Source organism: Kocuria sp. SM24M-10 (assembly GCF_001027955.1).
Lineage (GTDB): Bacteria > Actinomycetota > Actinomycetes > Actinomycetales > Micrococcaceae > Kocuria > Kocuria oceani.
The window spans coordinates 1-25,679 of record NZ_LDNX01000157.1 but is presented as its reverse complement, the minus strand read 5'-3'; the positions used below and the strand labels follow the sequence as shown (position 1 = coordinate 25,679).

At 73.2% G+C, this 25,679-nt stretch carries 19 protein-coding genes and 2 riboswitches; of the genes, 11 read left to right on the top strand and 8 right to left on the bottom strand.

Annotated elements, in window-relative coordinates:
* Position 1: 1 nt before the first annotated feature.
* Together ABL57_RS18660 and ABL57_RS18655 are read right to left on the bottom strand one after the other, a co-directional pair.
* Entirely contained in the window at positions 2–385 is a 384-nt protein-coding gene (locus ABL57_RS18660) for a PIN domain-containing protein (protein ID WP_053005167.1), read from the bottom strand.
* 22 nt (positions 386–407) lie between these two features.
* Positions 408–596, bottom strand: coding sequence for a hypothetical protein (locus ABL57_RS18655; protein ID WP_047804987.1), 189 nt, complete (start codon positions 594–596; stop codon positions 408–410).
* 13 nt (positions 597–609) lie between these two features.
* Positions 610–735, bottom strand: a riboswitch (SAM riboswitch).
* A gap of 281 nt (positions 736–1,016) precedes the next feature.
* A riboswitch (SAM riboswitch) is annotated at positions 1,017–1,130 on the top strand.
* Positions 1,131–1,138: 8 nt separating this feature from the next.
* On the opposite strand from ABL57_RS18655, the gene ABL57_RS18650 reads away from it, so the two are divergent.
* Positions 1,139–1,435 (top strand): hypothetical protein, encoded by a 297-nt coding sequence (locus ABL57_RS18650; RefSeq protein ID WP_047804986.1) that lies wholly within the window; start codon positions 1,139–1,141, stop codon positions 1,433–1,435.
* A 147-nt stretch (positions 1,436–1,582) separates the two neighbouring features.
* Here the strand turns inward: ABL57_RS18650 and ABL57_RS18645 are convergent, their stop codons facing one another.
* From ABL57_RS18645 to ABL57_RS18635, 3 genes are all read right to left on the bottom strand, one after another.
* A complete protein-coding gene (locus ABL57_RS18645) occupies positions 1,583–1,768 on the bottom strand; it encodes a hypothetical protein (protein WP_047804985.1) in 186 nt (61 codons plus the stop codon).
* 186 nt (positions 1,769–1,954) lie between these two features.
* Positions 1,955–2,161 carry a cold-shock protein gene (locus ABL57_RS18640; protein WP_047804984.1) on the bottom strand — a complete coding sequence of 69 codons (207 nt, stop codon included), beginning with the start codon at positions 2,159–2,161 and terminating at the stop codon, positions 1,955–1,957.
* A gap of 236 nt (positions 2,162–2,397) precedes the next feature.
* The gene (locus ABL57_RS18635; protein ID WP_047804983.1) at positions 2,398–2,928 is read right to left on the bottom strand and encodes a TetR/AcrR family transcriptional regulator; all 531 of its coding nucleotides are present in this window, start codon (positions 2,926–2,928) and stop codon (positions 2,398–2,400) included.
* Between the two features lie 177 nt (positions 2,929–3,105).
* Here ABL57_RS18635 and betT point away from each other — a divergent pair, with 177 nt between their 5' ends.
* The 3 genes from betT to ABL57_RS18620 all read left to right on the top strand — a co-directional run bounded on the left by betT (position 3,106) and on the right by ABL57_RS18620 (position 8,483).
* The gene (betT, locus tag ABL57_RS18630) at positions 3,106–5,250 is read left to right on the top strand and encodes a choline BCCT transporter BetT (protein ID WP_047804982.1); all 2,145 of its coding nucleotides are present in this window, start codon (positions 3,106–3,108) and stop codon (positions 5,248–5,250) included.
* Positions 5,247–6,740 carry an aldehyde dehydrogenase family protein gene (locus ABL57_RS18625; protein WP_047804981.1) on the top strand — a complete coding sequence of 498 codons (1,494 nt, stop codon included), beginning with the start codon at positions 5,247–5,249 and terminating at the stop codon, positions 6,738–6,740. The genes betT and ABL57_RS18625 overlap by 4 nt, the downstream gene beginning before the upstream one ends.
* Before the next feature lie 129 nt (positions 6,741–6,869).
* Positions 6,870–8,483 (top strand): GMC family oxidoreductase, encoded by a 1,614-nt coding sequence (locus ABL57_RS18620; RefSeq protein WP_047804980.1) that lies wholly within the window; start codon positions 6,870–6,872, stop codon positions 8,481–8,483.
* A gap of 90 nt (positions 8,484–8,573) precedes the next feature.
* Here the strand turns inward: ABL57_RS18620 and ABL57_RS18615 are convergent, their stop codons facing one another.
* Entirely contained in the window at positions 8,574–11,699 is a 3,126-nt protein-coding gene (locus ABL57_RS18615; RefSeq protein ID WP_047804979.1) for a hypothetical protein, read from the bottom strand.
* A gap of 128 nt (positions 11,700–11,827) precedes the next feature.
* Here ABL57_RS18615 and ABL57_RS23445 point away from each other — a divergent pair, with 128 nt between their 5' ends.
* From ABL57_RS23445 to purU, 4 genes are all read left to right on the top strand, one after another.
* Positions 11,828–15,166: a DEAD/DEAH box helicase gene (locus ABL57_RS23445; protein ID WP_047804978.1), complete on the top strand. Its 3,339-nt coding sequence runs from the start codon at positions 11,828–11,830 to the stop codon at positions 15,164–15,166.
* Positions 15,167–15,341: 175 nt separating this feature from the next.
* The gene (locus tag ABL57_RS18605; RefSeq protein WP_047804977.1) at positions 15,342–16,754 is read left to right on the top strand and encodes a hypothetical protein; all 1,413 of its coding nucleotides are present in this window, start codon (positions 15,342–15,344) and stop codon (positions 16,752–16,754) included.
* A gap of 247 nt (positions 16,755–17,001) precedes the next feature.
* On the top strand, positions 17,002–18,147 hold the full coding sequence (locus ABL57_RS18600) for a VIT1/CCC1 family protein (protein ID WP_047804976.1): 1,146 nt from the start codon (positions 17,002–17,004) through the stop codon (positions 18,145–18,147).
* A gap of 649 nt (positions 18,148–18,796) precedes the next feature.
* Complete coding sequence (purU, locus tag ABL57_RS18595) at positions 18,797–19,669, top strand: formyltetrahydrofolate deformylase (RefSeq protein WP_047804975.1); 873 nt, start codon at positions 18,797–18,799, stop codon at positions 19,667–19,669.
* A gap of 97 nt (positions 19,670–19,766) precedes the next feature.
* On the opposite strand, the gene ABL57_RS18590 is transcribed toward purU, so the two are convergent.
* Positions 19,767–20,810 (bottom strand): Gfo/Idh/MocA family oxidoreductase, encoded by a 1,044-nt coding sequence (locus ABL57_RS18590; RefSeq protein ID WP_047804974.1) that lies wholly within the window; start codon positions 20,808–20,810, stop codon positions 19,767–19,769.
* A gap of 231 nt (positions 20,811–21,041) precedes the next feature.
* Between ABL57_RS18590 and ABL57_RS18585 the strand changes: the two genes are divergently transcribed.
* The 3 genes from ABL57_RS18585 (at position 21,042) to ABL57_RS18575 (ending at position 24,339) form a co-directional block, all read left to right on the top strand.
* Complete coding sequence (locus ABL57_RS18585) at positions 21,042–21,782, top strand: GntR family transcriptional regulator (protein WP_047804973.1); 741 nt, start codon at positions 21,042–21,044, stop codon at positions 21,780–21,782.
* Between the two features lie 164 nt (positions 21,783–21,946).
* Positions 21,947–22,864, top strand: coding sequence for a 5-deoxy-glucuronate isomerase (gene iolB / locus ABL57_RS18580; protein ID WP_047804972.1), 918 nt, complete (start codon positions 21,947–21,949; stop codon positions 22,862–22,864).
* 92 nt (positions 22,865–22,956) lie between these two features.
* The gene (locus ABL57_RS18575; protein WP_256363826.1) at positions 22,957–24,339 is read left to right on the top strand and encodes an MFS transporter; all 1,383 of its coding nucleotides are present in this window, start codon (positions 22,957–22,959) and stop codon (positions 24,337–24,339) included.
* Between the two features lie 175 nt (positions 24,340–24,514).
* On the opposite strand, the gene ABL57_RS18570 is transcribed toward ABL57_RS18575, so the two are convergent.
* On the bottom strand, positions 24,515–25,552 hold the full coding sequence (locus tag ABL57_RS18570) for a Gfo/Idh/MocA family protein (protein WP_047804971.1): 1,038 nt from the start codon (positions 25,550–25,552) through the stop codon (positions 24,515–24,517).
* Positions 25,553–25,679 lie beyond the last annotated feature (127 nt).

Below are 25,679 nucleotides of genomic sequence, written 5' to 3'. Positions count from 1 at the left end.
CCTATCCCCGGGCGGGGACCGCGTCCAGCACGGGCACGCCCGTGCCGGCGTACCGTCGGGGCTCGGCGCTGAGCACCGTCAGCCCGTGCACCAGGGCGGTGGCCGCGGTCAGACCGGCCACCGGGTCGGCCGTCCCCGCGGCGCCGAGAGCGCCCCACGCCCGGCTCACCGCGGCGTCCACGGGGAGCACACGGTCCGGGAAGCGCGCTTCCAGCTGCTCGGTCCACGGCGTCTCGTCGGGCCGGTCCGACAGCAGCTCCCCCAGCACCAGGGCGGACAGGAACAGCCGCCGGTGGCCGTGCCGGCGCAGGGCGGCGGTCAGCTCGGGCGCGCGCTCCGGGGTGCGCACCCCGAGCAGCACGGAGCGGTCCAGGAGCAGGTCCATGGCGTGGATCCTCCCCCGGTCGTCAGGCCGCGGCGGCGAGGCGGCCGCGGACGGGCGCCAGCAGGAAGTCCACGAACTCCGTGCGCGCCTGAACCACCCGGGCGTAGTCGTCGATGCTCATCGCCGCGCAGCCGAGCACGGCCGGAGCCTCGGGAACGGGGGCGGGCCCACCCGGGCGGGCGGCGACGACGGTGGGAAGGGCGTCTGACATGACCAGGATCCTTCGGGCGCTCTTGCTCGCAGCGGGTGCCGCCACGGCGGCGATGCGAGCCGCTTCGTCATCCGAACCACCCGTGAACATGGGGTTGGTGCCCGGTCTAGTCGGAGCTTGGCGACCGGATCTCTTGAAGCTGCCCCCATTCAACCACATCCTCCCCGCCGGGTCCCGCCCGGCCGGTGGGGCCGGGCGTGTGAGCCGACCTTCCCCGTCCCGTCACCGCGGCGACACCTCGCCGACACATCGTTGCGCTGGAATGGGCTTCGAGCACCCGGGCGGCCCCCGACATTGCGGCCGACATCACGGTTCGGTCACACAAGTCATGGCCGTCTTGCCGGTCTGTCGGAGGCGCGGGGTAGCCTGGATCTGCTTTTCGAGATGCGGCATCCGCGTGCTCGACGGAGGGCGCACCGCCTTCCGGAGGGACCGCGGAGGGGCTCCGACCCGCTGTGCGCCAACCCGATGTTCCCGGGTGGATCGGATGACGAAGCGGCGGGCAACGGCATCGGATGCCCGCAAGAACGTCAGGAGAAAACATGACCATGTCCGAAGAAAGAACCACTTCCACCACCGATCAGCGGGAGGAATGGGTCGACGTCACCGTCACCGCCCTCCCCGATCTGCACCTCGTCCGGATCACCTCGACGGACGGCGACGTGCAGGAGTACCTCAGCGCGGAGGCCGACGACCTCGCCGCCGCGGCCGAGCACACGGCGGGCACCGCGCAATGGTGCGCCAAGTACCGCCAGCTCCTCGTCCCCGGCGCCCTGGCCGCGACCGGGCGGCACCCGTTCTTCAAGCTCCACCCCGCGTCCCTCCCGCTGTCGGCGTAGCCGGCGGGCCGGACACGACGAAGGCCGCAGCCCGATGGGCTGCGGCCTTCGTCGTGCGGTCGGCGCCACGGCGCCGGACGTCCGGGAGCCGCCGTCGCGCGTGCGGCGCCGTGGCGCTCGGCGGAGCGGCTCCCGCGGCGCGGCGGCTCACTCCAGGCCGTAGTCCCCGGCCGAGCCCCAGCCCTCCCCCGCCTCGTCGGCGGAGCCGTCCAGCTCCCACTCGCAGACCTCGAGCTCGAAGGGCACGGAGACGTCGAGCTCGGCGTCGGAGACGCGGTTCACCACGAAGGGGTCCTCCTCGTCCGGCGGACGGGACGGGACGGGTCCGGTCATGCGAGCTCCTCCCGGTCGGCGACGGCACGAGATCCGACGGCACGACATCCGGCGGCGCGGCCCCCACCGGCGCCGCGTGCGAGAGTCCGCAGGCTGTTGCCGGCGGAACGACAGAACCGCCGCCGGGCGCAGGCCCGGCGGCGGTTCTGGACGATCAACGGACCCGTGAGCCCTTCGAGGAGAACGTCAGGAGATGACGGTGATGTTCGCGGCCTGGGGGCCCTTGGGGCCGTCCTGGGTCTCGAACTCGACGCGGTCGTTCTCGTTCAGGGAGCGGAAGCCGCCCGAGTTGATCGCGGAGAAGTGGGCGAAGACGTCCTTGGAGCCGTCCTCGGGGGTGATGAAGCCGAAGCCCTTGTCAGCGTTGAACCACTTGACGATACCGGTAGTCATGGTGAGACCTGATCTTTCGTGAGATGAACGTTTCCCGACGTTCGAGAAACACAAGAGTTGTGATGCGTGGAAAACGTCTTCTCAGAAAAACTGCTGCACCCGGATGGGCCGAACTGCTTGAAATACAAAAACGACAACCTCAACAACTTCGCTCCACTGTACACGAGTTCCGGCGCCCCGCCACCCCGGTGCGGGGCGCCGGACGCGGCCGCCGGCTCCGGCCGGCGGCATGCCGCTCAGCCCGCGAGCAGCTCGTCGGCGATCGCGCGCACCCGCGCCCGCTCCTGCGGGTCCGGGGGGAAGACGTCGGCGGCGTCGGCGAACCACACGCCGTCGGCCAGCAGCCGCACGGCCAGCAGACGGGTGCGCTGCTCGACGGGCAGGTCGTCGGGGAGGTCCACCCAGGGGGCGATCCGCTCCACCCAGTGCTTCTTCAGCTTGGCCCGCAGCCGCTGGTCGGTGAGCATCACGAGGTCGGTCTCGTCCACCTCCCCGGACAGGCACCAGTCCAGGTAGGCGCGCACGCGCTCCTCTGCGGGCACCTGCTCCGGCGGGGCGGACAGGCGCCGGGCCATCTCCGCGTCCCAGCCGTCCAGCACCCGGTCCACCAGGGCGAACATGAGCGCCTCCTTGGTCCGGAAGTGGTACATCACCCCCGGCTTGCTCAGCCCCACCCTGCGGGCGGTCGACTCCAGGGACACCGTGCCGCCGCTGCGCACGAGTTCGAGGGCGCCGTTCAGGATGCGGTCGCGGCTGGAGGAGTTCATGCAGCCCATTTTACCAACCGGAAGGTTGGTGACACCATGTGACGCAGGCCGCTGTCCCGTCCAGGCGGAACACCGGCCGTCGCGGGGACGACGACGTCCCGCTCCCGCCCGGTCCGCCCGGACCGGTGTGCGGGCGACCCCACGAGATCCGGACCACCCTTCTCAGGAGGACCCGACATGACCGCTGCCCCGTCCACATCCGCCCCCGAGAGCGAGGGTCCGCCGGGTGCGCGGACCCACCCCAAGGTCAACCGCGCCGTCTTCGCCGGCTCCGGCGTGAGCATCGTCCTGTTCTCCCTCTGGGCGATCCTGGCCCCCGCGCAGGCCTCCACGGTGATCGGTGCCGTGGTCGGCTGGATCGCGACCAACATGGGCTGGTTCTACGTGCTCACCGCCGCCGTGGTGACGGCCTTCGTGGTGGTCGTCGCGGTCTCGCGCGAGGGCACCATCAAGATGGGCCCGGACCACTCGAAGCCGCAGTACAACCTGTTCACCTGGACCGCGATGCTCTTCGCGGCCGGGATCGGGATCGACCTGCTGTTCTTCTCGGTGGCCGAGCCGGTCACCCAGTACTACGGTCCCCCGGCCGGCGAGGGCGGGACCATGGAGGCGACCCGCATGGCCGTGGTGTGGACGCTGTTCCACTACGGCGTGATCGGCTGGGCCATGTACGCCCTGATGGGCATGGCCTTCGGCTACTTCGCCTACCGGTGGAACATGCCGCTGAGCATCCGCTCGGCCCTCTACCCGCTGATCGGCAGGCGGGTGCACGGCAGAGCCGGGGACGCGGTCGACATCGCCGCGCTGCTGGGCACGATCTTCGGCGTGGCGACCTCCCTGGGCATCGGCGTCGTCCAGCTCAACTACGGCCTGTACCTGCTGTTCGGGATCGAGGAGGGCGTCGCCGCGCAGACCGCCCTGATCGTCGTGGCCGTGGTCATGGCCACCGCCTCCTGCGTCTCCGGCGTGGACAAGGGCATCCGCCGCCTCTCCGAGCTCAACGTCCTGATGGCCGTGGCCCTCGTGGCCTGGGTTCTGCTCGCCGGGCGCACGTCCTTCCTGCTCGACGCCACCGTGAAGAACCTCGGCGACTACGTGGCCGAGCTGCCCTCCATGGCGCTCGACACCTTCGCCTACACCGGGGCGGCCGAGTGGATGGCCGGCTGGACCCTGTTCTTCTGGGCCTGGTGGATCGCCTGGGCGCCGTTCGTGGGGCTGTTCCTGGCCCGGATCTCCCGTGGCCGCACGCTGCGCGAGTTCGTGGTCGCGACCCTGACCGTGCCGTTCGTGTTCATCCTCATCCTGGTCTCGGTCTTCGGCAACAGCGCCCTGGAGATCGTCACCGGCGGCGACGACGCGTTCGGACAGGCCGCCATGAACACCCCCGAGCGGGCCTTCTACTCCCTGCTCGAGCAGTACCCCGGCGCGCCGCTGCTCATCGCGCTGGCGACCCTGTCCGGGCTGCTGTTCTACGTCACCAGCGCCGACTCCGGAGCGCTCGTGATGTCCACGTTCACCTCGACCATCCAGGACCCCACCCAGGACGGGCCCAAGTGGCTGCGCGTGTTCTGGGCCGCGGCCACCGGCCTGCTGACCCTGGCGATGCTGCTCGTCGGCGGGGTGCCGACCCTGCAGGCCGCCACCCTGATCATCGGCCTGCCCTTCTCGATCGTGATGTACCTCGTGATGATCGGGTTCTGGAAGGCCCTGCGCGCCGAACGCTCCCAGCGCGAGGGCCGCTCCGCGACCCGTCGCTCCGTGACGGCCTCCCGCACCCCGGGACCCGACAGCCAGTGGCGGCGCCGGCTCACCCGCATCGGCTCCTTCCCGGGCCCGCGGGCGGTGCGCCGCTACGAGGAGCAGGTGCTGGCCCCCGCCCTGGCGGAGGTCGTCGAGGAGTTCTGCGCCCAGGGCCACGCCGCCGAGCTGTCCAGCTCGGAGGTCGGCTACCAGGAGCTGTCCGAGTACACGCTGACCGTGCCGATGGGCGACGACCGGGACTTCTGCTACCAGATCTACCCCGTGGCCACCCCGGTCCCGGCCTTCGGCGGGTTCCGCACCAACCCCGACTCGGACCTCTACTACCGCCTCGAGGTCTTCAACGAGACCGGCTCGCAGGGCACCGACGTCATGGACTGGAACCGCGAGCAGCTCATCAACGACGTCCTCGACAACTGGGAGGCCCACCTGGCCTTCCTCAGCATCCACACCGGCCCGTCCAAGATCCAGGCCGGCGCCGAGGGCCACCCCGACTGGTCCACCGACATCCACGACGTGCCGACGGGGCAGACCCCCGCGGTGACGAAGGAGGCACACCCGTGACCGCGACCCTGTTCATCGATGGACGCTGGCAGACCGCCGCCGCCGGCGGCACCCGCACCATCGTCTGCCCCGCCGACGGCACCGAGGTCGGCGTCGTGGCCGAGGCCACGGCCGAGGACACCGAGCGCGCCATCGCCGCGGCCCGCCGGGCCTTCGACGACGGCCGCTGGTCCTCGGTGCCCGGCCCGCAGCGCGGGGACCTGCTGCTGCGGGTCGCCGACCGCCTGCGCGAGCGCCGGGACGAGTTCGCCCGCGCCGAGTCCCTGGACACCGGCAAGCGCCTGGTGGAGTCCGGGATCGACATGGACGACATCGCCGCGTGCTTCACCTGGTTCGGCAAGAACGCCGCCGAGCAGGCCGGCCGCGTCGTCGATGCCGGGGACCCGGCCGTGGTGTCCAAGGTCGTCACCGAGCCCGTGGGCGTGTGCGGGATGATCACGCCCTGGAACTACCCGCTGCTGCAGGCCGCCTGGAAGATCGCCCCGGCGCTGGCCGCGGGGTGCACCTTCGTGCTCAAGCCCGCCGAGCTCACCCCGCACACGGCGGTCATGATGATGCAGGTCCTCCAGGAGGTCGGCCTGCCCGACGGCGTGGCCAATCTCGTGCTCGGCGCCGGCGCCGAGGCCGGCGCGCCGCTGGCCGACCACCCGGACGTGGACCTGGTCTCCTTCACCGGCGGGGTGCTGACCGGCCGCGCGATCGCCGCCGCGGCCGCGCCCACCGTGAAGAAGATCGCCCTGGAGCTGGGCGGGAAGAACCCCAACGTGGTCTTCGCCGACGCCGACTTCGACGCCGCCGTGGACAACGCCCTCAACGGCGCGTTCGTGCACTCCGGCCAGGTCTGCTCCGCCGGGGCGCGGCTGGTGGTCGAGGAGTCGATCGCCGAGCGCTTCGTCGACGAGCTCGTCCGCCGCGCCGAGGGCATCCGCCTCGGTGGGCCCTTCGACGAGCAGGCCGAGACCGGCGCGCTGATCTCGGCCGCGCAGCGGGAGAAGGTGCACGCCTACGTCGAGCGCGCCCGCGAGCAGGGCGCCCGGATCCGCACCGGCGGCGGGTTCGCCACCGGCGCCTCCGCCGATGGCTCGCTGGACCTCGAGCGCGGCTTCTTCTACCGGCCCACGGTGATCGACCGCTGCACCCGCGAGATGGACTGCGTGCACGACGAGGCCTTCGGCCCCACCGTCACGGTCGAGACGTTCACGACCGAGGACGAGGCGGTGGAGATCGGCAACGACACCATCTACGGCCTCGCCGGGGCGGTGTGGACCTCCGACGCCGGGCGCGCCCAGCGGGTGGCCGCCCGCCTGCGCCACGGCACGATCTGGATCAACGACTTCCACCCCTACCTGCCGCAGGCCGAGTGGGGCGGGATGAAGCAGTCCGGCATCGGCCGCGAGCTCGGCCCCACCGGCCTGGGCGAGTACCAGGAGCTCAAGCACGTCTACCAGAACACCGCCCCCGCCGTGACCGGCTGGTTCGCCGCCCGATGACCGGCGCCCGCCGCGGCGCCGTCGTCGCCCCCGGGGACGACGGCGCCGCGGCGACCGCGCCCCGGGATCGGCCCCGGACCCCGCCCGAGACCCCTGAGACCCCGAGATCCCGAGACGTCGAGGAGAGACATGAGCACGCCCAGCCCCACCCCCGCCCCCGAGGCCCCGCAGGAGTTCGACTACCTGGTGGTCGGCGGCGGCTCCGCCGGAGCCGTCGTCGCCGCACGGCTGTCCGAGGACCCGGCCGTGACGGTCGGGCTCATCGAGGCCGGCCCGCACGACCAGCACCTCGACGAGGTGCTCACCCTCAGCCGCTGGATGGAGCTGCTGGAGTCCGGCTACGACTGGGACTACCCGCTCGAGGAGCAGGAGAACGGCAACTCCTTCATGCGCATGGCCCGGGCCAAGGTGCTCGGCGGCTGCTCCTCCCACAACTCGTGCATCGCGTTCTGGGCCCCGGCCGAGGACATCGACGAGTGGGAGGAGGTCCACGGCGCCGAGGGCTGGAACGCCGAGACCGCCTTCCGGCTCTACCGGAAGCTCGAGACCAACGACGACGAGGGCGCCCACCACGGCCACGACGGCCCCGTGCACCTCATGCAGATCCCCGACGCCGACCCCTGTGGCGTCGCGCTGCTGGAGGCCTGCGAGCAGGCCGGCATCCCGCGCACGCCGTTCAACACCGGCAAGACCGTGGTCGAGGGCGCGAACTTCTTCCAGATCAACCGCCGGCCCGACGGCACCCGCGCCTCGGCCTCCGTGTCCTACCTGCATCCCGTCGCGGACCGGGGGAACCTCACGGTCCTGCACTCCACCCAGGCCAGGCGCGTGGTCGTGGAGGACGGCCGGGCCGTGGGCGTGGAGGTCGTCGACAACGCCTTCGGCACCGCGCGCACCGTGCGCGCCCGCCGCGAGGTGGTCGTCTCCGCCGGGGCGATCGACACCCCCAAGCTGCTGATGCTCTCCGGGATCGGTCCGGCCGAGCACCTGCGGGAGGTCGGCGTGGACGTGCTCGTGGACTCCCCCGGTGTGGGCTCCCACCTGCAGGACCACCCCGAGGGCGTGATCCAGTGGGAGGCGCGGAAGCCGATGGTCACCGAGTCCACCCAGTGGTGGGAGGCGGGGATCTTCACCCGGGTCGACCCCGACGGCGACCGGCCGGACCTGATGATGCACTACGGCTCCGTCAACTTCGACATGCACACCTACCGGCAGGGCTACCCGACCGCGGACAACGTCTTCTGCCTCACCCCCAACGTCACCCACGCCCGCTCCCGCGGCACGGTGCGGCTGCGCTCACGGGACTTCCGCGACAAGCCCCGGGTCGACCCCCGCTACTTCACCGACCCCGAGGGCTACGACATGCGGATCATGACCGCCGGGATCCGCAAGGCCCGCGAGATCGTGGCGCAGTCCCCGCTGGCCGAGTGGGCCGGGCGGGAGCTGTTCCCCGGCGAGGACGTGCAGACGGACGAGCAGATCGCCGACTACGTCCGCCGCACCCACAACACCGTCTACCACCCGGCCGGCTCCTGCCGGATGGGCCCGGTGGAGGACGCGATGTCCCCGCTCGACCCGCAGCTGCGGGTCAAGGGCGTGCGCGGGCTGCGGGTGGCCGACGCCTCGGTGATGCCGGAGCTGACCACCGTCAACCCCAACATCACCGTCTACATGATCGGTGAGCGGGCCGCCGAGCTGATCGCCGCGGACGCCGGCGACCGGGCGGCCGACCCGACCGTGTAGCCGCGGACCGGACCGCGCCCCGGGCGCGGACGTGGACGGGCCCCGGGTCGTCCGACCCGGGGCCCGTCCACGTCGCCGGCCGGCAGCCGCTCAGCTCATCAGCTTGTCGACCAGCGCCTGGGCGAACTCCGGCGAGACGTCCCCGTAGTTGAGCGAGAAGTCCTCGTCCACCTTCGCCGGGAGCAGGCCCGAGCACAGCACCGCGGCGCGGGCGTAGAGCCCGGCCAGCTCCGCCCCGATGGGCACGGACAGCAGCTCCAGCTCCGGGTCGTAGGAGACGATCGGCACCCCGGCCTGCCGGGCCGCGAAGTGCTTGCCGATGCCCGAGGCCACGAACCGTGCGTGGCCGGACTCGACGTCGGCCGGGGTGCGGAAGGCGTAGCGCGTCCGGTGGTGGTGGTTGATCCGGTACAGCCCGGGCCGGTCCCGGTCCTCGGTGGGCTCCCAGGTGGCGTCCTCGGGCACGAACCGCTCGGCGACCCCGTTGTACTGCATCTCCGCGCGGCGCAGGTGCTCCTCGACCTCCGACAGCGGCGGCAGGGTCTCCAGCATCGCAGGACCGGCGTCGAGCACCACGTCGCAGAGACCCGCGGGCAGGGCCGCCTGCAGCTTCTCGAGGTCCACGTCCTGCAGCAGGGTCGTGCCGTGGTCCTCCGGGGAGAGCACCACCACGGAGGCGTCCTGCGCGGCGGCCGCCTCGGCCACCACGGCCTCCTTCTCCGGCGTCCACCCGCCGGTGAGCAGCACGGAGCCGTCCACGAGCTGGGTCAGGGTCGGGCCGCAGACCTGCCAGCGGCGCACGGTCCAGTGCTCGTCGCGGACCACCTCGAGGAAGCCCAGGGCCTGCAGGTGGCCCACGAACCACTCCTCGAACCGCTCCGAGTCCTCCAGCTGCCGGGCGAGGATCGACAGGCTGGATCGCTTGCCCCCGCCCAGGAAGGTGAGGGCGTCGCGGAACGGCGCCCAGGACGTGGGGTACTCCCCCTCGTCGGGGCCGATGAAGCGCAGCGCGTCCACGGACCCGGTGGAGGTGATCGCCGACGGCTTCGTGAGCCGCCCGGGGTAGCGCTTCTGCAGCCCGCACTGGGCGCACTCCCCGAAGATCCAGGGCGCCTTCGCCTTCGGCTCCATGGCGGGCAGCACGATCCGGTGCCGGCCGGTGGCCAGGCAGGAGCGTCCCTCCGGCTCGGGCAGCACGTTGGTGCGCTCGAGCAGCAGCTGCCCCTCGGAGGAGTGCCAGCCGGGGGCGCCCGGCACCTCGTGCTCCTCGGGCGCCGGGCGCGCGGGCAGGTTGTCGAAGGCACCCTGCACGTAGTGCTCGGGCAGCTGCCCCACGGTGGAGGCGGTGACCGGCCACAGCGGCTCGTCCGCCACGTGCACCATCTCCCCCTCGTAGCCGAGGGAGCGCTGGGTCAGGTAGAAGGACGAGTCCCGCAGCTTGAACTCCCGGCGCTGCTTGACCGTGCGCCCGGCCTTGAGCACCAGGGTGTAGTCGTTGGGCCTGAGCGTGCCGTCGGCCCGGGCCAGGGGCGTGCCCTGGAGGGAGATCTGGAACGGCGGCACCCGGGCCTCGGCGAGCTTCGCCTTCTCCAGCTTGAAGGAGTGCGGGTTGCGCCACTCGCACTCCACGGTCAGCGGGACGTCCGAGTCCGAGGTGATCGTCACCTGCGGGGGCCGCTGCGTGGACCAGCGCACCACGTCGCCGGGGATGCGCAGGCCGCCCGAGAGGGTCACCGCGGGCACCAGCCGCGGCACGAGGCCGGAGAAGTTGTCGTTCGCGGTGAGCTCCGGATTGCCCGCCCGCAGCACCTGCACGTCGTCGAACATCACCCAGCCCTCCGCGAGGCCGTGCGTGCCGGCCTCCACGAAGCGGTAGTCCGGGGACGCGGAGTCGTCGAGCACGCGCTTGATCTGGGCGATCCACTCCGGCTCGTCCCGGACCATGATCCGGCAGGGCCAGGCCGCGGGGATGTGGTCCACCGAGATGAAGGTGTCCGAGAACCCGTCCTTGGCGAAGATGACGACCGGGCGCGGGTTGCGCTCGAAGCGCACGTCCCCGGCGCTGAGCCGCAGCGCCCCGCCCAGCAGCGTCCCCGGGTCCGTGCGGGCGGTGTAGGCCGACACGCCCAGGAAGGCGTCCCCGATGAAGGACAGGAACACCGTGCGGGGACCCGCGGTGGTCTCCAGCTCCACCTCCCGGCCGGAGAGGAACCGCTTGGGCACCACGAAGCCGAGTTCGAACACGGGGTTGCCCACGTAGTCGGTGCTGTCCGTCAGGGACAGCGAGCACGACTTGACGGCGCTGCGGCCCGGCCCGCGGACGTGCGCGCGGACCTCGGCGCGGGCCTGCTCGCGGGACTGCTCCCACACGGCGAGCTCGGCGAGGGCGATCTCCAGTCCCGGCTCCCGGGTCAGCGGGTTCGCCCAGACCTGCTTCATGGCCTTCGAGGCCTTGGTCTCGGCCATGTCCAGCCAGAAGTCGAGGTAGACCCCGAGCTCGGCCGCGGAGAGGCCCTGGGCGGTGGTCATCCCCAGGTCCTCGAACATCCGGTGCAGCTGGCGGCGCTCGGCCTCCCCGAACATGGTCTGGGACAGCGCGAGCCCCACGGGCCGCTGGTTCACCGCGTAGGCCGTGGGCAGCCCGATCTCGCCGTCGCGCAGCTCCAGCCAGTAGCGCAGCGCGTCCCAGTACGCCTCGGTGTCCTTCTTGAACGAGGACTCGAGGGCCTTGGCGTTGTCCGGGCCGGCCTGCAGCAGCACGGTCAGCGGCAGGAAGAACGTCGAGACGGACTTGTTGCCCGTGCGCGCCGCGAGGGTGGACATGTGCCGCCCGGCGAGCGCGAACAGCGCCAGCAGCGCGACGACGGGCGGCGGCGGGATCTCCGCGATGGAGTCCAGGCTGCGGCGGGTGGCGCGGTACCACTGGCCGTTGAGGCGGTTGAACACGTCGAACACGGACCGCCGGCCGTCCTCGGTCACCAGCAGGGGGGTCACGGAGTCCGCGAGCGCCCGCAGCGCCGAGGGCCCGTCGAGCCCGTGCTCCTCGCCGATCGCGGCGAGGACCTTGTCGTCGAGGTCGAGGTAGATCAGCTCCCCCGCCCGCTCCGGGCCGAAGAAGGCCGCGCAGACGGCGTCGTTCCACCGGAGGTAGGCGAGCTCCTCGGCACTGTCGGCAATGGCATGGTCTCCGAGGCGGAGCCCAGCAGTGTCGGGCACGAGTCCTCCGTCCGCGGCCGCACGCGGGGCCGCTGTCGTCGTTCGAGGGGTCGCCTCGATTATAGATAGCCCGCGAGGGGGCCTCCGCACGCTCGTGGTTCGTCCGCGCGGGCGGATACGGTGGGGGGATGCAACCCCTCCCCGGTCCCCTCGTGGACGCCCGGCGGCTCGTGGCCGCCTCCGGGCCCGCGGTCTTCCAGCGCGGCCAGGAGTACTTCCGCGCCGGGCGCGTCCGGACGGTGCGGTGGTCCCCGGGGGCCCAGGAGGCGGGCAGCCTCTCCGCCGAGGTGGAGGGCTCGGGCTCCGTGTACAGCGTCACCGTGCGCGTCGGCACCGGCGGCGCGCCGGGGCCGGCGTGGTGCAGCTGCCCCGCCGGGGGGTTCTGCAAGCACGCCGTGGCCACGGTGCTGCGTCACAACTTCGAGACCGCCGTGCGCGCCCACCGGCCCGGCGGCAGCGCGGCCCCCGTCTCCCCCGGGGCCACGGCCGGGGCGAGCACGACCGCCGGGCCGGAGGAGCCGCCGGACTGGAAGGACGCCCTGGCCGAGATCCTCGGCGGCGCGGGGCCGGTCGCCCCGGACCCGGAGGACCCGTCCGGGGTGGCGCTGGAGTTCGACCTGCGCCGCGAGCCCTACCGCTACGTGCACGGCACGGGCCGGGCCGGCTCCCCGTGGCACCTCTACGTGCGGCCGGTCCGCCGGGGCCGCCGGGGCCAGTGGATCAAGGGCGGGCTGGACTGGGAGACCGTCGGCGGGGAGTTCCGCGCCGGGCCGCTGAGCCCCGGCCAGGCGGACTGGTTCGACGAGCTCCGGGCGCTGAGCGCCACCCGCACCCCCTACGCGGTGCACGACCGGCACTGGATCCGCCTGGACTCCTACGCCTCGCCGCTGCTGTGGGGCATCCTCGCCCGGGCCGAGGACGCCGGGATCACCCTGGTCGGCCGGGAACACGGGCTGCCGGTGACGGTGGAGGAACCGGGACGCTTCCACGTGGACGTCGTCCGCGGCCCCGGGAAGGACCTCGAGCTGCGGCCCACCGTGGACAGCGGCGGGCGCCGGATCGCGCTGGACACCGCCCGGATCATCGGCGATCCCGGGCACGGGCTGTTCGCCCCGGACGGGGACCCCCGGGACGTCGCGGACACCGAGGACCTCAACCTCTTCCCGCTGCGCCTCGTGCCGCTGGCCACCCGGCTCACCCGGGAGCAGCGGCGGTTCCTGGACACCGCGGGCGGTCTGACGATCCCCCAGGACGAGGTGGAGGAGTTCTTCGACCGCTACTTCCCCCGCCTGCACCGCAGCATGGACGTGGACAACGGGGACGGGTCGATCGAGCTGCCGCAGGTCGCCGACCCCGAGCTGGTGCTCACCCTGGAGCACCAGGAGCTGACCATCCGCGCCCGGTGGGAGTGGGAGTACCAGAAGGGCCGGGACCGGGTCCGGCTGCCCTTCCGCCCGGTGGACCCCCTCGCCGACGAGCCGGTGCACCGCGAGTCCTCCTGGGAGACCGCCGTCACCGCCGCGGTCCGGCACCGCGCCCCGGGCGTGGACCTCCGCCGCTCGAGCTACGTGGCGGGGGACGCCCTGGTGCTCGTGCGGCAGTGGCTGCCCGCCCTGGAGAAGATCCCGGACCTGCGGATCGAGCACACCGGAGGGCGCCCGGCCTATCAGCAGATCACCGACCCGCCCACCATCACCGTCAGCACCGCCCCCACGGAGCGCCGCGACTGGTTCGACCTCGGGGTCACGGTGAAGGTGGGCGAGTTCTACATCTCCTTCGCCGACGTCTTCCGCGCCCTGGACCTCGGGCAGGACGTGATGCTGGCCCCGGACGGGTCGTGGTTCTCCCTGGACCGGCCCGAGTTCGACCGGCTGCGCGAGCTCATCGCCGAGGCCCGTTCCCTGCAGGAGACCCCCGAGGGCCCGCTGCGGATCCACCGCCACCAGGCCGGGCTGTGGGAGGAGTTCGAGGACCTCGCGGCCGAGACGGACCAGGCCGAGGCCTGGCGGGCGTCGGTGCGCTCCCTGCTGGAGCTCGAGACGGTGGAGGCGCCGGCCGTGCCCGCGTCCCTGCACGCCGAGCTGCGCCCGTACCAGCGCGACGGCTACGCCTGGCTGAGCGTGCTGTGGGACCACGGTCTCGGCGGGATCCTCGCCGACGACATGGGCCTGGGCAAGACGGTCCAGGCGATCGCCCTGATCTGCCGCGCCGTCGAGCGCGACCCGGACCTCCCGCCCTTCCTCGTGGTGGCGCCCACCTCCGTGGTGCCCAACTGGGTGGCCGAGATCCGCCGCTTCGCCCCGTCCCTCACCGCCGTGGGGGTGACCGACACCCAGGCCAAGGCCGGCACCGCGCTCGCGGACACGGTGGCCGGCGCCCAGGTGGTCGTGACCTCGTACACGCTGCTGCGCCTGGACGAGCACGCCTACCGGGGGGTCGCCTGGGCGGGGGTGCTGCTCGACGAGGCACAGTTCGTGAAGAACCCCCGGACCAAGGCGCACCGGGCGGTCCGGGACCTCGGGGCCCCGTTCACGCTCGCGATCACGGGCACCCCGCTGGAGAACAGCCTCGTGGAGCTGTGGGCGCTGCTGTCCCTGACGGCGCCGGGCCTGTTCCCGTCGCGGCGGAAGTTCACCGAGACGTACCAGCGCCCCATCGAGCGCGGGGAGGACGCCGCGGCGCTGGCCCGCCTGCGCCGGCGCGTGAAGCCGCTCATGCTCCGGCGCACCAAGGAGTCCGTGGACCTGGAGCTGCCGCCCAAACTGGAGCAGACCATCCAGGTGGAGCTCTCCCCCGCGCACCGCCGGCTCTACGACACCCGTCTGCAGCGGGAGCGGCAGAAGGTCCTGGGGCTGCTGCGGGACCTGGACAGGAACCGGTTCACGATCTTCCAGTCCCTGACCACGCTGCGTCTGCTCAGCCTCGACGCCTCCCTCGTGGACCCCGAGGCGGAGGTCTCCTCGAGCAAGCTCGACCTGCTCTTCGAGCACCTGCCGGAGATCGTGGCCGAGGGCCACCGCCCGCTGGTGTTCAGCCAGTTCACGAGCTTCCTCAAGAAGGCCGCGGCCCGCCTGGACGAGCTGAGGATCCCCTACGCCTACCTGGACGGCTCGACGACCGACCGGGCGCGGGCGCTCGAGCGCTTCACCTCCGGGGAGGCGCCCGTGTTCCTGGTGAGCCTCAAGGCGGGCGGCTTCGGGCTGAACCTCACCCAGGCCGACTACTGCTTCCTGCTCGACCCGTGGTGGAACCCCGCCACGGAGGAGCAGGCCGTGGACCGCACCCACCGCATCGGCCAGCAGAAGAAGGTCATGGTCTACCGGCTCGTCGCCCGGGACACCATCGAGGAGAAGGTCATGGCGCTCAAGGAGCGCAAGGCCCGGCTGTTCACGGCCGTGCTGGACGACGACCGGATGTTCTCGAGCGCGCTCACGGCCGAGGACATCCGCGGGCTGATCACCCCCTGACCTGGGGTTTTACCACCGCGAGCGCCGGCGTCATCCGCCGGTCACAATCCCCTGGGACAGGCGGGCGCCACCCCCCACCGACTAGGATCGGCAGTGGGCCCCCCGCTCCCCGTGGGCACCCCAACCCGGTCTTCCCGACCGGGCACCCGACGACCGACCGACCGGAGGACCCTCCATGCCCTACGCCGTGGCGGGCCTCGCAGCCTTCGTGCAGCGCTATGGCTCCCTGATCCGTGCCATGGCCGACCGCGGCATGACGCGCGGGCAGGTGCGGATGCGCTTCCAGCTCCTGTTCCCGGAGGAGTCCACCGTCCTGCTGGACGCGGCGATCGCCGAGCTGGGCCAGCGCTTCGCGCAGGAGGCCACTGCCCCCGAGGTCACCGACGGCGCCGTGGGCGCCGGCGTCTGGCTCGTCATGGCCCAGCACCTGGGGGTCGGCCCCGCCCGCGACTACGCCGCCCTGCACCTGAGCGCCGACGTGGTGCGCGACGTCACCGCGCTGCTCGCCGGCGCGGACCCGGACGGCACCCTCACGCAGCAGACCCTGGCGCTCATCGGCGCGGCCCAGCAGCACTGCGCCGAGCAGACCGCCTGCCGGCCGCTCAGCGCGCACGCCTACGAGCTCGCCCGGCTGAGCCTGTGCACGGACGCGAACTTCCTGTGCGGCATCGCCCACTACTGGCCCGTTCCCGAGCGCGTGGTCGCCCAGCGCCTGGGCGGCGGGCACTGGGACGCGGCCCTGGAGCGGATCGGCCTGCGGGCCGGCACCGAGCCCGCCCACGAGCACGTGTTCACGGAGGAGGAGTACGCCGCGGCGGTGACGGCCTTCCTCAGCCACTGCCGCAGCACCGGCCACCATCCCACCACCGCCCGGTACGGCCGCTGGGTGGTCGAGCAGGAGGCCTCCAGCACGCGCCGGCCGTACTTCGACGGCGTCCGGCGGTTCTTCGGCTCCTGGGAGGAGGCCATGCGCTTCGCCTCGACCCGCCAGCCGGCCGGGGAGCCGGTCGGCGAGGGCTTCTCCGACACGCGGACCTGGTCGGACCTGGCCACCCCCGAGGCCCAGGAGATGCTGGGCCGGGCGGGGATCGGCGTGGTCGGCCCCGGCACGGCCGCCGAGGTCGTCGGCGAGGACGTGTGGGAGGACCTGCGGCGGCTCATCGCCACCGTGCTCGCCCGGCTGCCCTGGAACGACTTCCTCGTGGTCGAGTACGAGCGTGACGACGACCGCTCGGAGGCCCCGGTCGCGTGGGCCGGGGTGGGACCCCACGGCGTGGAGTGCTCCGTGGTCTCCGGCGGCCAGCTGACCCACGCGGCCTGGCCCGTGGACGCCACGTTCTTCCACGAGGACGAGTGGCACGAGCCCTCGGCGTGGAACCAGCCCTGGACGACCGGCCCGCTGGGCTTCCCGGAAGCGGCGCAGAAGCTGGTCGAGGGACTGCGCTTCGGCTGGGGCTGCTCCGACCCCTACCGGTTCCACTGGGGGGTGGGCTCCTTCCCCGCCGAGACGCGGGAGGACAGCTCCGTGATCGCCCCCGGGGGCCACCGGTGGCCGGCCCCGGACGCCGCGGACAGCATCGACTCCTGATGTGCCGGGGCCCGCGCCCCTTCGGTGCACCGAAACCGGGGGCCGTGACGGCCGGTCTACACTCGTCGGGAAGCGAAGGGGAGTAGTTCCCGGGTGCGCGCACCCGTCGGTCTGTCGCCATCCCGGTCTCGACGTGGAGTCCCGGCAGCCCACCCGCGCCGTCGGGCGAACGAGACCTTCCGGACCGTCCCCGTCCCCGGTCGGGCCCCGCGCGCCGTGCGCCGCGACGGGCCCGAGGAAGGCCCTCATGAGCCCCGAACAGACAGCCCCCTCCCCCGCTCCCGGGGAACGCCCGCCCCGTCCGGGTCCGCCGGAGCGCGGCCAGATCCGGCGCTGGCGCAAGTACCTCGCGGAGGAACGGGCCGAGGCCCGCATCTACCGTCTGCTGGCCGCCCGCAGCACCGGCCGGGAGGCGGAGATCCTGCACCGGGTCGCGGAGGCCGAGCAGCGCCACGCCGAGCACTGGGTGCGGCTGCTCGGCCCGCACGCCGCCACCGACGCCCGCCCGTCCCTGTACTCCCGGCTGCTGATCTTCCTCGCCGCGCACTTCGGCTCCGTCTTCGTCCTGGCCCTGCTGCAGCGCGCCGAGAGCCGCTCGCCCTACGACGGGGAGCAGGACGCGTCCGACGCCATGGCCGCCGACGAGGCGGTGCACGAGGAGATCGTCCGGGCGCTGGCCACCGAGGGCCGGCACAAGCTCTCCGGCAACTTCCGGGCGGCGGTCTTCGGCGCCAACGACGGACTCGTCTCCAACCTCGCGCTGGTCATGGGCGTGGGCGCCACCGGCACGGCCCCCACGATGGTGCTCTTCGCGGGGATCGCCGGCCTGCTCGCGGGGGCGCTGTCCATGGGGGCCGGGGAGTACGTCTCCGTGCGCTCCCAGCGGGAGCTGCTCGACGCCTCCCAGCCGACCCAGGTCACCCTCCACGTCGCCCCGAACCTGGACCTGGACGCCAACGAGCTGGTGCTCGTCTACCGCGCCCGGGGGATGAGCGAGGAGGCCGCCGAGCACCGGGCGGCGGAGCGCCTGGGCTTCTACGAGTGCGACTGCGACCCGTCCCGCTCCTTCCAGGAGCCCGCCGAGGACCAGCCCGAGCAGCGGGCGCACGTGGCGCTGGGCACCGACCTGGGCGCCGCGGCGTCCAGCTTCTGCTTCTTCGCCTCGGGGGCCGTCATCCCGATCCTGCCCTACCTCCTGGGCCTCACCGGGTTTCCCGCCATGGCCGTCGCCCTCGCGATGGTCGGCCTCGCCCTGCTGGTGACCGGAGGGCTGGTCGGCCTGCTCTCCGGGGCCTCCCCCTGGAAGCGGGGTCTCCGCCAGTTGGCCATCGGCTACGGGGCCGCCCTGGCCACCTACGTCCTGGGCCTGCTCTTCAACACGACCGTGGCCTGAGACCGGGCTCGGGACGGGGCCGGGGACGCCGCGCCCCGCTCGGAGGGCCACCCAGGCCTGTCCCCACTTGAGCGGACAGCGCGGCGCGAGTGCCCGGCTGCCTGCACCGGCCCCCGCGCACAGAGATGCTGGTCGGACGCGAATTCTCGCGGGAACGCCCGGCCGGGAACGCGGGCAGCAGGCCCTGAGCCGCCCGCCGGCAGAGCCTCGGCGCGGCTTCCTGACAATTTCCTGGGGACAGCGGGTGCCGACACGGCTCCGGGTCGGATAAAGTTGCGATCGTGGTGAGAACCACAGCAATGGGGGAAATTGCGCGGGCACGACCGATTCGGACGCACTGGGGGGTGCACCGTCTGCGGCGCCCGCGCTCTGAAAGCCGCTCAGCCCACGGCTCTCCTCTGTTGAGGCGTGCAACGCCTGCCGATGGCCGCGGGTCCTCCGAAGCGAGGCGCATCTCTCCCCGCGCCGGGCGGACTCCTACCGCCCGTTCCCGCGGCCATCGGTCTACACCGCGCCGGCCCGGCACCGAGCCCGTGGCGCCGCTCCCGCCGTCCCTACCCTCTGCCCGCGCGGGCTAGGATCGTAGGGCCGCACCGGCCGATGCCGTGCCGTGCGACCCACCACCCGCCCAGCGCCGAGGAGTTCCGCCATGCCCGACCAGGTCCCGGGGACCGTCGAACACGTCCTGACCGTCCACTGCCCCGAGGCCCACGGGCTCGTCAGCGCCATCACGTCGAACCTGACGGAGCAGGGCTGCGACATCTTCGACGTCAAGCACTTCTCCGACCGCTTCACCGACGAGTTCTTCATCCGCTGCCACACGGTCAGCGAGGCCGGGGCGGCCACCGTGGAGTCCCTGACGGAGGGCTTCGCCCCGGTGGCCGAGCAGCACGACATGCGGTTCCGGCTGGTCTCCGCGCAGCGCAGGACGCGGGTGCTCGTGCTGGTCTCCCGGTTCTCCCACTGCCTCACCGACCTGCTGCACCGCACCCGGATCGGCGAGCTGCCCATCGAGATCGTGGCCGTGGTCTCCAACCACCTCGACCACAAGAGCCTCGTCGAGTGGCACGACGTCCCGTTCCACCACGTGCCCGTCACCCCCGAGACGAAGCCGCAGGCGGAGGCGAAGCTGCTCGGGCTGGTCGAGCACTACGACGTCGAGCTGGTGGTGCTCGCCCGCTACATGCAGGTCCTCTCGGACGAGCTGACCCGCGAGCTGTCGGGCCGCTGCATCAACATCCACCACTCGTTCCTGCCCTCGTTCAAGGGCGCCAAGCCCTATCACCAGGCCTACGCGCGCGGCGTGAAGATGGTGGGCGCCACGGCCCACTACGTGACCTCGGACCTGGACGAGGGCCCGATCATCGCCCAGCGCGTCATCGCCGTGGACCACGCCCACACGCCCGCGGACCTGGTGGCGGTCGGCCGCGACGCCGAGATGCAGGCCCTCTCACGGGCCGTGAGGTGGCACGCCGAGGGACGCGTGGTGCTCTCCGGCAACCGCACCATCGTCCTGGTCTGACCGCCCGGACGGCGCCGCGGCCGGTGGGGTGCCGGTCCGGCCACCGGTCCGGCCGCGGCACCTGCCGCGGCCGGACCGGCGCGGCGGCCGGGCGGTGCTACCCGGCGCTGCGCACCGGGTCGGCGGCCACCCGCACCGGGACGCCGGTGCGCAGCGACTCCTGCGCGGCATCGGCCACCCGTGCGGCGGCCACGGCGTCCTCCGGTGGGCACGGGTTGGCCCGGCGGCCCAGGACGAGCTCCACGAAGGCGACCATCTCCGCCCGGTAGGCCGCGGCGAAGCGCTCCGCGAAGGTCCGGTGCGGGGTACCGGCCGGGAAGGTCACGCCCGGTTCGGCCGAGCGCACCGCGGTCCGGTCGTCCAGGCCCACGGCCAGCGAGGCGCGGGAGCCCTGGATATCCAGGCGCACGTCGTGGCCCGCACCGTTGTAGCGGCCGGCCGAGACCGTGCCCACGGTGCCGTCGTCGAAGGTCACCATGGCGAGCGCCGTGTCCACGTCCCCGACGGACCCGATGGCGGGATCGCCGTTGTTGGAGCCCCTCGCATAGACCTCCACGATCTCGTGGCCGGTCAGCCAGCGCAGGATGTCGAAGTCGTGCACGGAGCAGTCGCGGAACAGCCCGCCCGACGCGGCGAGGAACTCCACCGGGGGCGGGGTCATGTCGCAGGTGACGGCGCGCAGGGAGTGGATCCAGCCGAGCTCGCCGGCGGCGAGGGCCTCCCGGGCCCGCAGATAGCCCGCGTCGAAGCGGCGCTGGTGGCCGATCTGCACGGTCCCGCCGGCCGCCCGGACGTGCTCCAGCACGGGCAGCGAGTCCGCCACGTCCAGGGCCACCGGCTTCTCGCAGAACACCGGCACGCCCGCGTCCACGCCCGCCCGGATCAGCCCCGGGTGGGTCGCCGTCCCGGTGGCCACGACCAGCCCGTCCACCCCGGACCCCAGCATCTCCGCCACGGAGGGCACGAACCGGGCCCCCAGCCGCTCGGCGACCGACCGGGCGTGCGCCGCGGCGACGTCGGTCAGCACCAGCCGGACGTCGATCCCCCGCGGGTTCAGCTCCTCCTCGAGGGAGGCCAGGTTCTCGGCGTGCATCACGCCGATCCGGCCGACGCCGACGAGGCCGAGGGTGATCTGCTCCATGGTGCTCCTTCGTGCAGGACTGAGGGCTGACGCCCGGGTCCGGTGTCGGGCGGTGGATCGAACGGAGGGGGCCGCCGGCCGGGCCGGGCGGCGCGGACCGCGCTCCGCCCCCCAGACTGGGTGACCCTGGTCACAGATGTCAATAAAATGTATGGACATATTCACATCACGCCGTGGACAATGGACAGCAGCGCCATCCGTCCCCGCCCGGCCCACCCCTGGAGGCACACCATGTCCGGCCCACTCCGTCTCACGGTCGACAAGTCCTCCCCCGTACCGCTCTACCACCAGGTGGCGCAGGGCCTCGAGGACGCGATCCGCAGCGGAGAGCTGCCGCCCGGGACGAAGCTCGACAACGAGATCGACCTGGCGAACAGCCTCAACCTCTCCCGCCCCACCATGCGCAAGGCGATGGACCAGCTCGTGCGCGCCGGGCTGCTGGTGCGCAAGCGCGGGGTGGGCACGCAGGTGGTGGGCACCCAGGTGCGCCGTTCCCTGGAGCTGACGAGCCTGCACGAGGATCTCCGGCGCAGCGGCAGCGCGCCCAGCACCGACGTGCTGGACTTCGCCGTGGTGCCCGCCGACGACGAGGTGGCCCTGCTGCTGGGGCTGCAGCCCGGGGACGAGGTCTACCACCTCGTGCGGCTGCGCTGCACGGACGGGGAACCGCTCGCGCTCATGGAGAACTGGATCCCGCGCGCGCTGTGCGAGCTCAGCCGGGACCGGCTGGCCGAGGAGGGGCTCTACTCCCTCATGCGCGGCCAGGGCGTCAACTTCCAGCTGGCCCACCAGCGGGTGGGTGCCGTCTCGGCCGACGCGTTCCAGGCGGAGCAGCTGCGCGTCGACCCCGGTGCCGCGCTGGTCAGCATGCACCGCACCGCCATGGACGACCTCGGCCGCCCCGTGGAGACCGGCCGGCACGTGTACCGGGCGGACAAGTACACCTTCGAGCTGACCCTCGTCCAGCGCTAGGCATCGTCCGGGCACCGCCGGCCCCGGATCCCGCCGCCCCGGGCGGCAGCTCCTCCACGGGCCCGGCCCCGCCCGCGTCTCCCCGCGCACCGCCCGGCCCCCGGGCCCCGGGCCCCGACATCTGACCAGCACCACCCGACGACACCGGAAGGCACACCGACCGCATGCACACCGACAGCTCCCGCCCCGAATGGGTCCACCCCAAGGACTCCGCCGCCCAGGACGGCTGGTTCGTCTCCCTCGGCGGCCACGACTCCGCCACCGAGGTCCCCGGCTGGGCCCACACGGGCCTGCGCGTGGCCGATCTCGGCCCGGGCGACCGGATCACCCTGGACGCCGCCGAGGAGGAGCGCATCGTGGTGCCCCTGACCGGCAGCTTCACCGCCGAGACCGGTGGTGAGACGTACGACCTCGCCGGGCGCCCGTCCGTCTTCGCCGGCCCCACCGATGTCCTCTACACCGGGGTCCGCCGAGACCTGACCGTGTCCACCGCGACCGGCGGCCGGGTGGCCGTGGCCTCCGCCCCGGCGCGCGAGGAGTACCCGACCCGGCTGGTCGCCCGTGCGGAGATCCCGGTGGAGCTGCGCGGGGCGGGCCAGTGCTCCCGGCAGGTGCACAACTTCGGCACGCCCGCGGCGCTGGAGGCCGACCGGTTCATCGTCTGCGAGGTGCTCACCCCGGCGGGCAACTGGTCCTCCTATCCCCCGCACAAGCACGACGAGGAGAAGGACGGGGAGACGGCCCTCGAGGAGATCTACTACTTCGAGACGCAGCTCGCCGCCGGCATGCCCGCCCCGGAGGAGGGCGGTCCCGATCCCATGGGCTACCAGCGGGTCTACGCCTCCGACGACCGGCCCATCGACGTGGCGGCGGAGGTGCGCTCGGGCGACGTCGTCCTGGTGCCCTACGGCTGGCACGGCCCGGCCATGGCGACCCCCGGCTACGACATGTACTACCTCAACGTCATGGCCGGTCCCGGCCGGGTGCGGGAGTGGCTGATCAGCGACGACCCGCACCACGGCTGGATCCGCCGGACCTGGGACGAGGCGGCGATCGACCCGCGCCTCCCCTTCGGGCGCTGAGCACGTCCGCGCCGCCGCCGGGCGAGCGGCCCCGGACGGGCCCGGCGGACCCGGAGCCCGCCCGGCCGTGGAGCCGCCGGCTCGCACTGCTCGTGGCGGCGGTGCTGTTCATGGAACACCTCGACGGCACGATCCTCGTGACGGCGGCTCCGCGCATCGCGGCCGATCTCGGCGTGGGCAGCGCCGAGGTCGGCCTCGCGATGACCGTCTACCTCGTCACGGTCGCCACCTTCATCCCCGTGGGCGGGTGGCTGGCCGGCCGCTTCGGGGCCCGGCGGGTGTTCTGCACGTCCATCGTCGTCTTCACCCTGGCCTCCGTGCTGTGCGCGGCCAGCGGCAGCCTGCCGGCCCTCGTGGCCGGACGGGCCCTGCAGGGCCTCGGAGGGGCCCTCATGGTCCCCGTCGGACAGCTCGTGGTGCTGCGGGCCACGGACCGGCGGGACCTGCTGCGGGCGATCGCCTGGATCACGTGGCCGGCGCTGCTCGCCCCCGTGCTGGCACCGCTCCTGGGCGGGCTGCTGACCTCCTGGGCGAGCTGGCACTGGATCTTCCTGGTCAACGTCCCGGTGGGGGCGGCCGCCCTGCTGGCGGCCCTGTGGCTCGTCCGGGACGTGGAGACCGAGCGGCGGCCCCTGGACGCACCCGGCCTGCTGGGCGCCACGGTCACCGTGTTCGGGCTGGTGGCCGGGCTGCAGCTCGTCGTGGACCCGCGGTGGGCCCCGGCCGGGGCCGGGCTGCTGTGCGCGGCCGCGCTCAGCGGTGCCGCGGCCGTCCGGTGGCTGCTGCGCAGCGCGCACCCCCTGCTGGACCTGCGGGTCTACCGGATTGCCGGCTACCGGGCGGCGAACTCGGGCGGGCTGGTCTACCGTGCGGTCGTCAGCTCGGTCCCGTTCCTGCTCCCGCTGCTGTTCCAGGACGGCTTCGGCCGCTCGCCCGTGGAGTCGGGGCTGCTGGTCACCGCGGTCTTCCTCGGCAACGTGGGCGTCAAGCCGGCCACCACGCCGCTGCTGCGCCGGTTCGGGTTCCGCGCCGTCCTCCTCGGCTCCGTGGCCGGTGGTGCCGCCTGCATCGCGGCGTTCCTGCTCCTCACGCCCGCGACGCCCCTGTGGCTCGTGACCGCCCTGCTGCTGCTCAGCGGGGCGCTGCGCTCGATCGGCTTCACCGCCTACAACTCCCTGCAGTTCGCCGACGTGGAGCCGGGCCGGCTCTCCTCGGCCAACACCCTGTCCGCCACCGGCGCGCAGCTGGCCACCGGTCTGGGGATCGCCGTGGGAGCGCTGGTCCTGCAGCTGGCCACGACCACGGCCCCGGCCGGGCCCGAGGCCGGCGACCTGTTCCCGTACCGGGTCGCCTTCGCCGCCATGGCGGCCCTGCTCCTGGTGCCCCTGCTCAGCGTGCTGCGGCTCCCGCCGGGGACCGCCGCGCACGTCGCCGGGCGGCTCCCCCGGGCGGCGGCGTCCCGGCGGGCGGGGTGAGGGTCCCGGGTCCGCGGCCCTGCCGTCCGCACTCGCATGAGCGGCAGGCACCATGTCCTGCCCGGGCGGGCGACGGGGTGCCCCGGGTGCACCGGGTAGTCCCGCCGAGGACCGGCGTCGGGGCGCAGTGGAGCCGTGGCTCCGCCGCGCCCCGACGCCGGCCCGTCGTGGCCCCTCAGGCGCGGGCCGGAATCTGGGCCGCGCCGTAGAGCTCCGGCTTCGGCTGGAGCTGCACGGGGACGATCTCCCCGCTGGCCTGCGCCCGGACGCCGGCCTCGCAGCACGCCGCCGTGGCGTAGCCGTCCCAGGCCGAGGGCCCGCCGATCCCCCCGCGGGCGGCCGCGTCGACCCAGGCCTGGATCTCGCGGTCGTAGGCCTCGACGAAGCGCTCCTCGAAACCGGGGGTCACGGACCCGCCCCAGGTGCCGGCGGTGCGGACGTAGGGCTCCTGGTCGCCGCCGATGCCGACGATGCCCGTCTCGAAGGACGCCTGGGTGGCGACCTGGTAGCCGAACTGGGCGTTGACGTAGACCTCCACCTGGGCGAGGATCCCGGACTCGGTCTCCAGGAGCACGAGCTGGGGGTCCCGCTGGCCCGCCGGCGCGTTGCGGGTGGAGCGTCCGATCCGGACCTGCACGGAGGTGATCTCCTCGCCGGTGAAGAACCGCACGGCGTCGAACTCGTGGACCACAGAGTCGTTGATGATCATCTCGTTGGTGAACCCGGCCGGGGTGGTGGGGTTGCGGTGCTGGTGGTGCAGGGTCAGCAGCTCGCCGTAGGTCTTCTCCTCGATCATCCGGCGCAGGCTCAGGTAGCCGGCGTCGAAGCGGCGCATGAAGCCGACCTGGACCAGCTGACGGTCCGCGGCGACCTCCGCCTGGACCACGCGCCAGGAGGACTCGGCGTCGGGGGTGAGCGGCTTCTCGCACAGGATGGGCAGGCCGTGCTCGATGACGGGCAGCAGCACCTGCTCGTGCAGGAAGCCGGGGGTCGCGATCAGGACGGCGTCCGCGGCGTCCCGGTCGAGGACCTCCTGCAGGTCCGTGTGGGCCGCGGCGCCGGGGATGTGGGCCACGGCGGCCTCGGCGCGGGGCCGGTCGATGTCGACGACGGCGGCGACCTCGGCGCCGTTGATCCGTCGGTGGAGGCGCTCGATGTGGTCGGCGCCCATGCGTCCTGCGCCGACGACGGCGACGCGCAGCGGGGTGTTCATGGTCGGTCTCCTTCATCTGCCCCGGTGGGGCACGGGTGGTTCGGGACCGCGCCCCCGCCGGTGGGGCACCGGCGGGGGCGCGGGGGCGGGGTGCGGGTCAGGTGCAGCACTTCGACCTCGCCCAGCG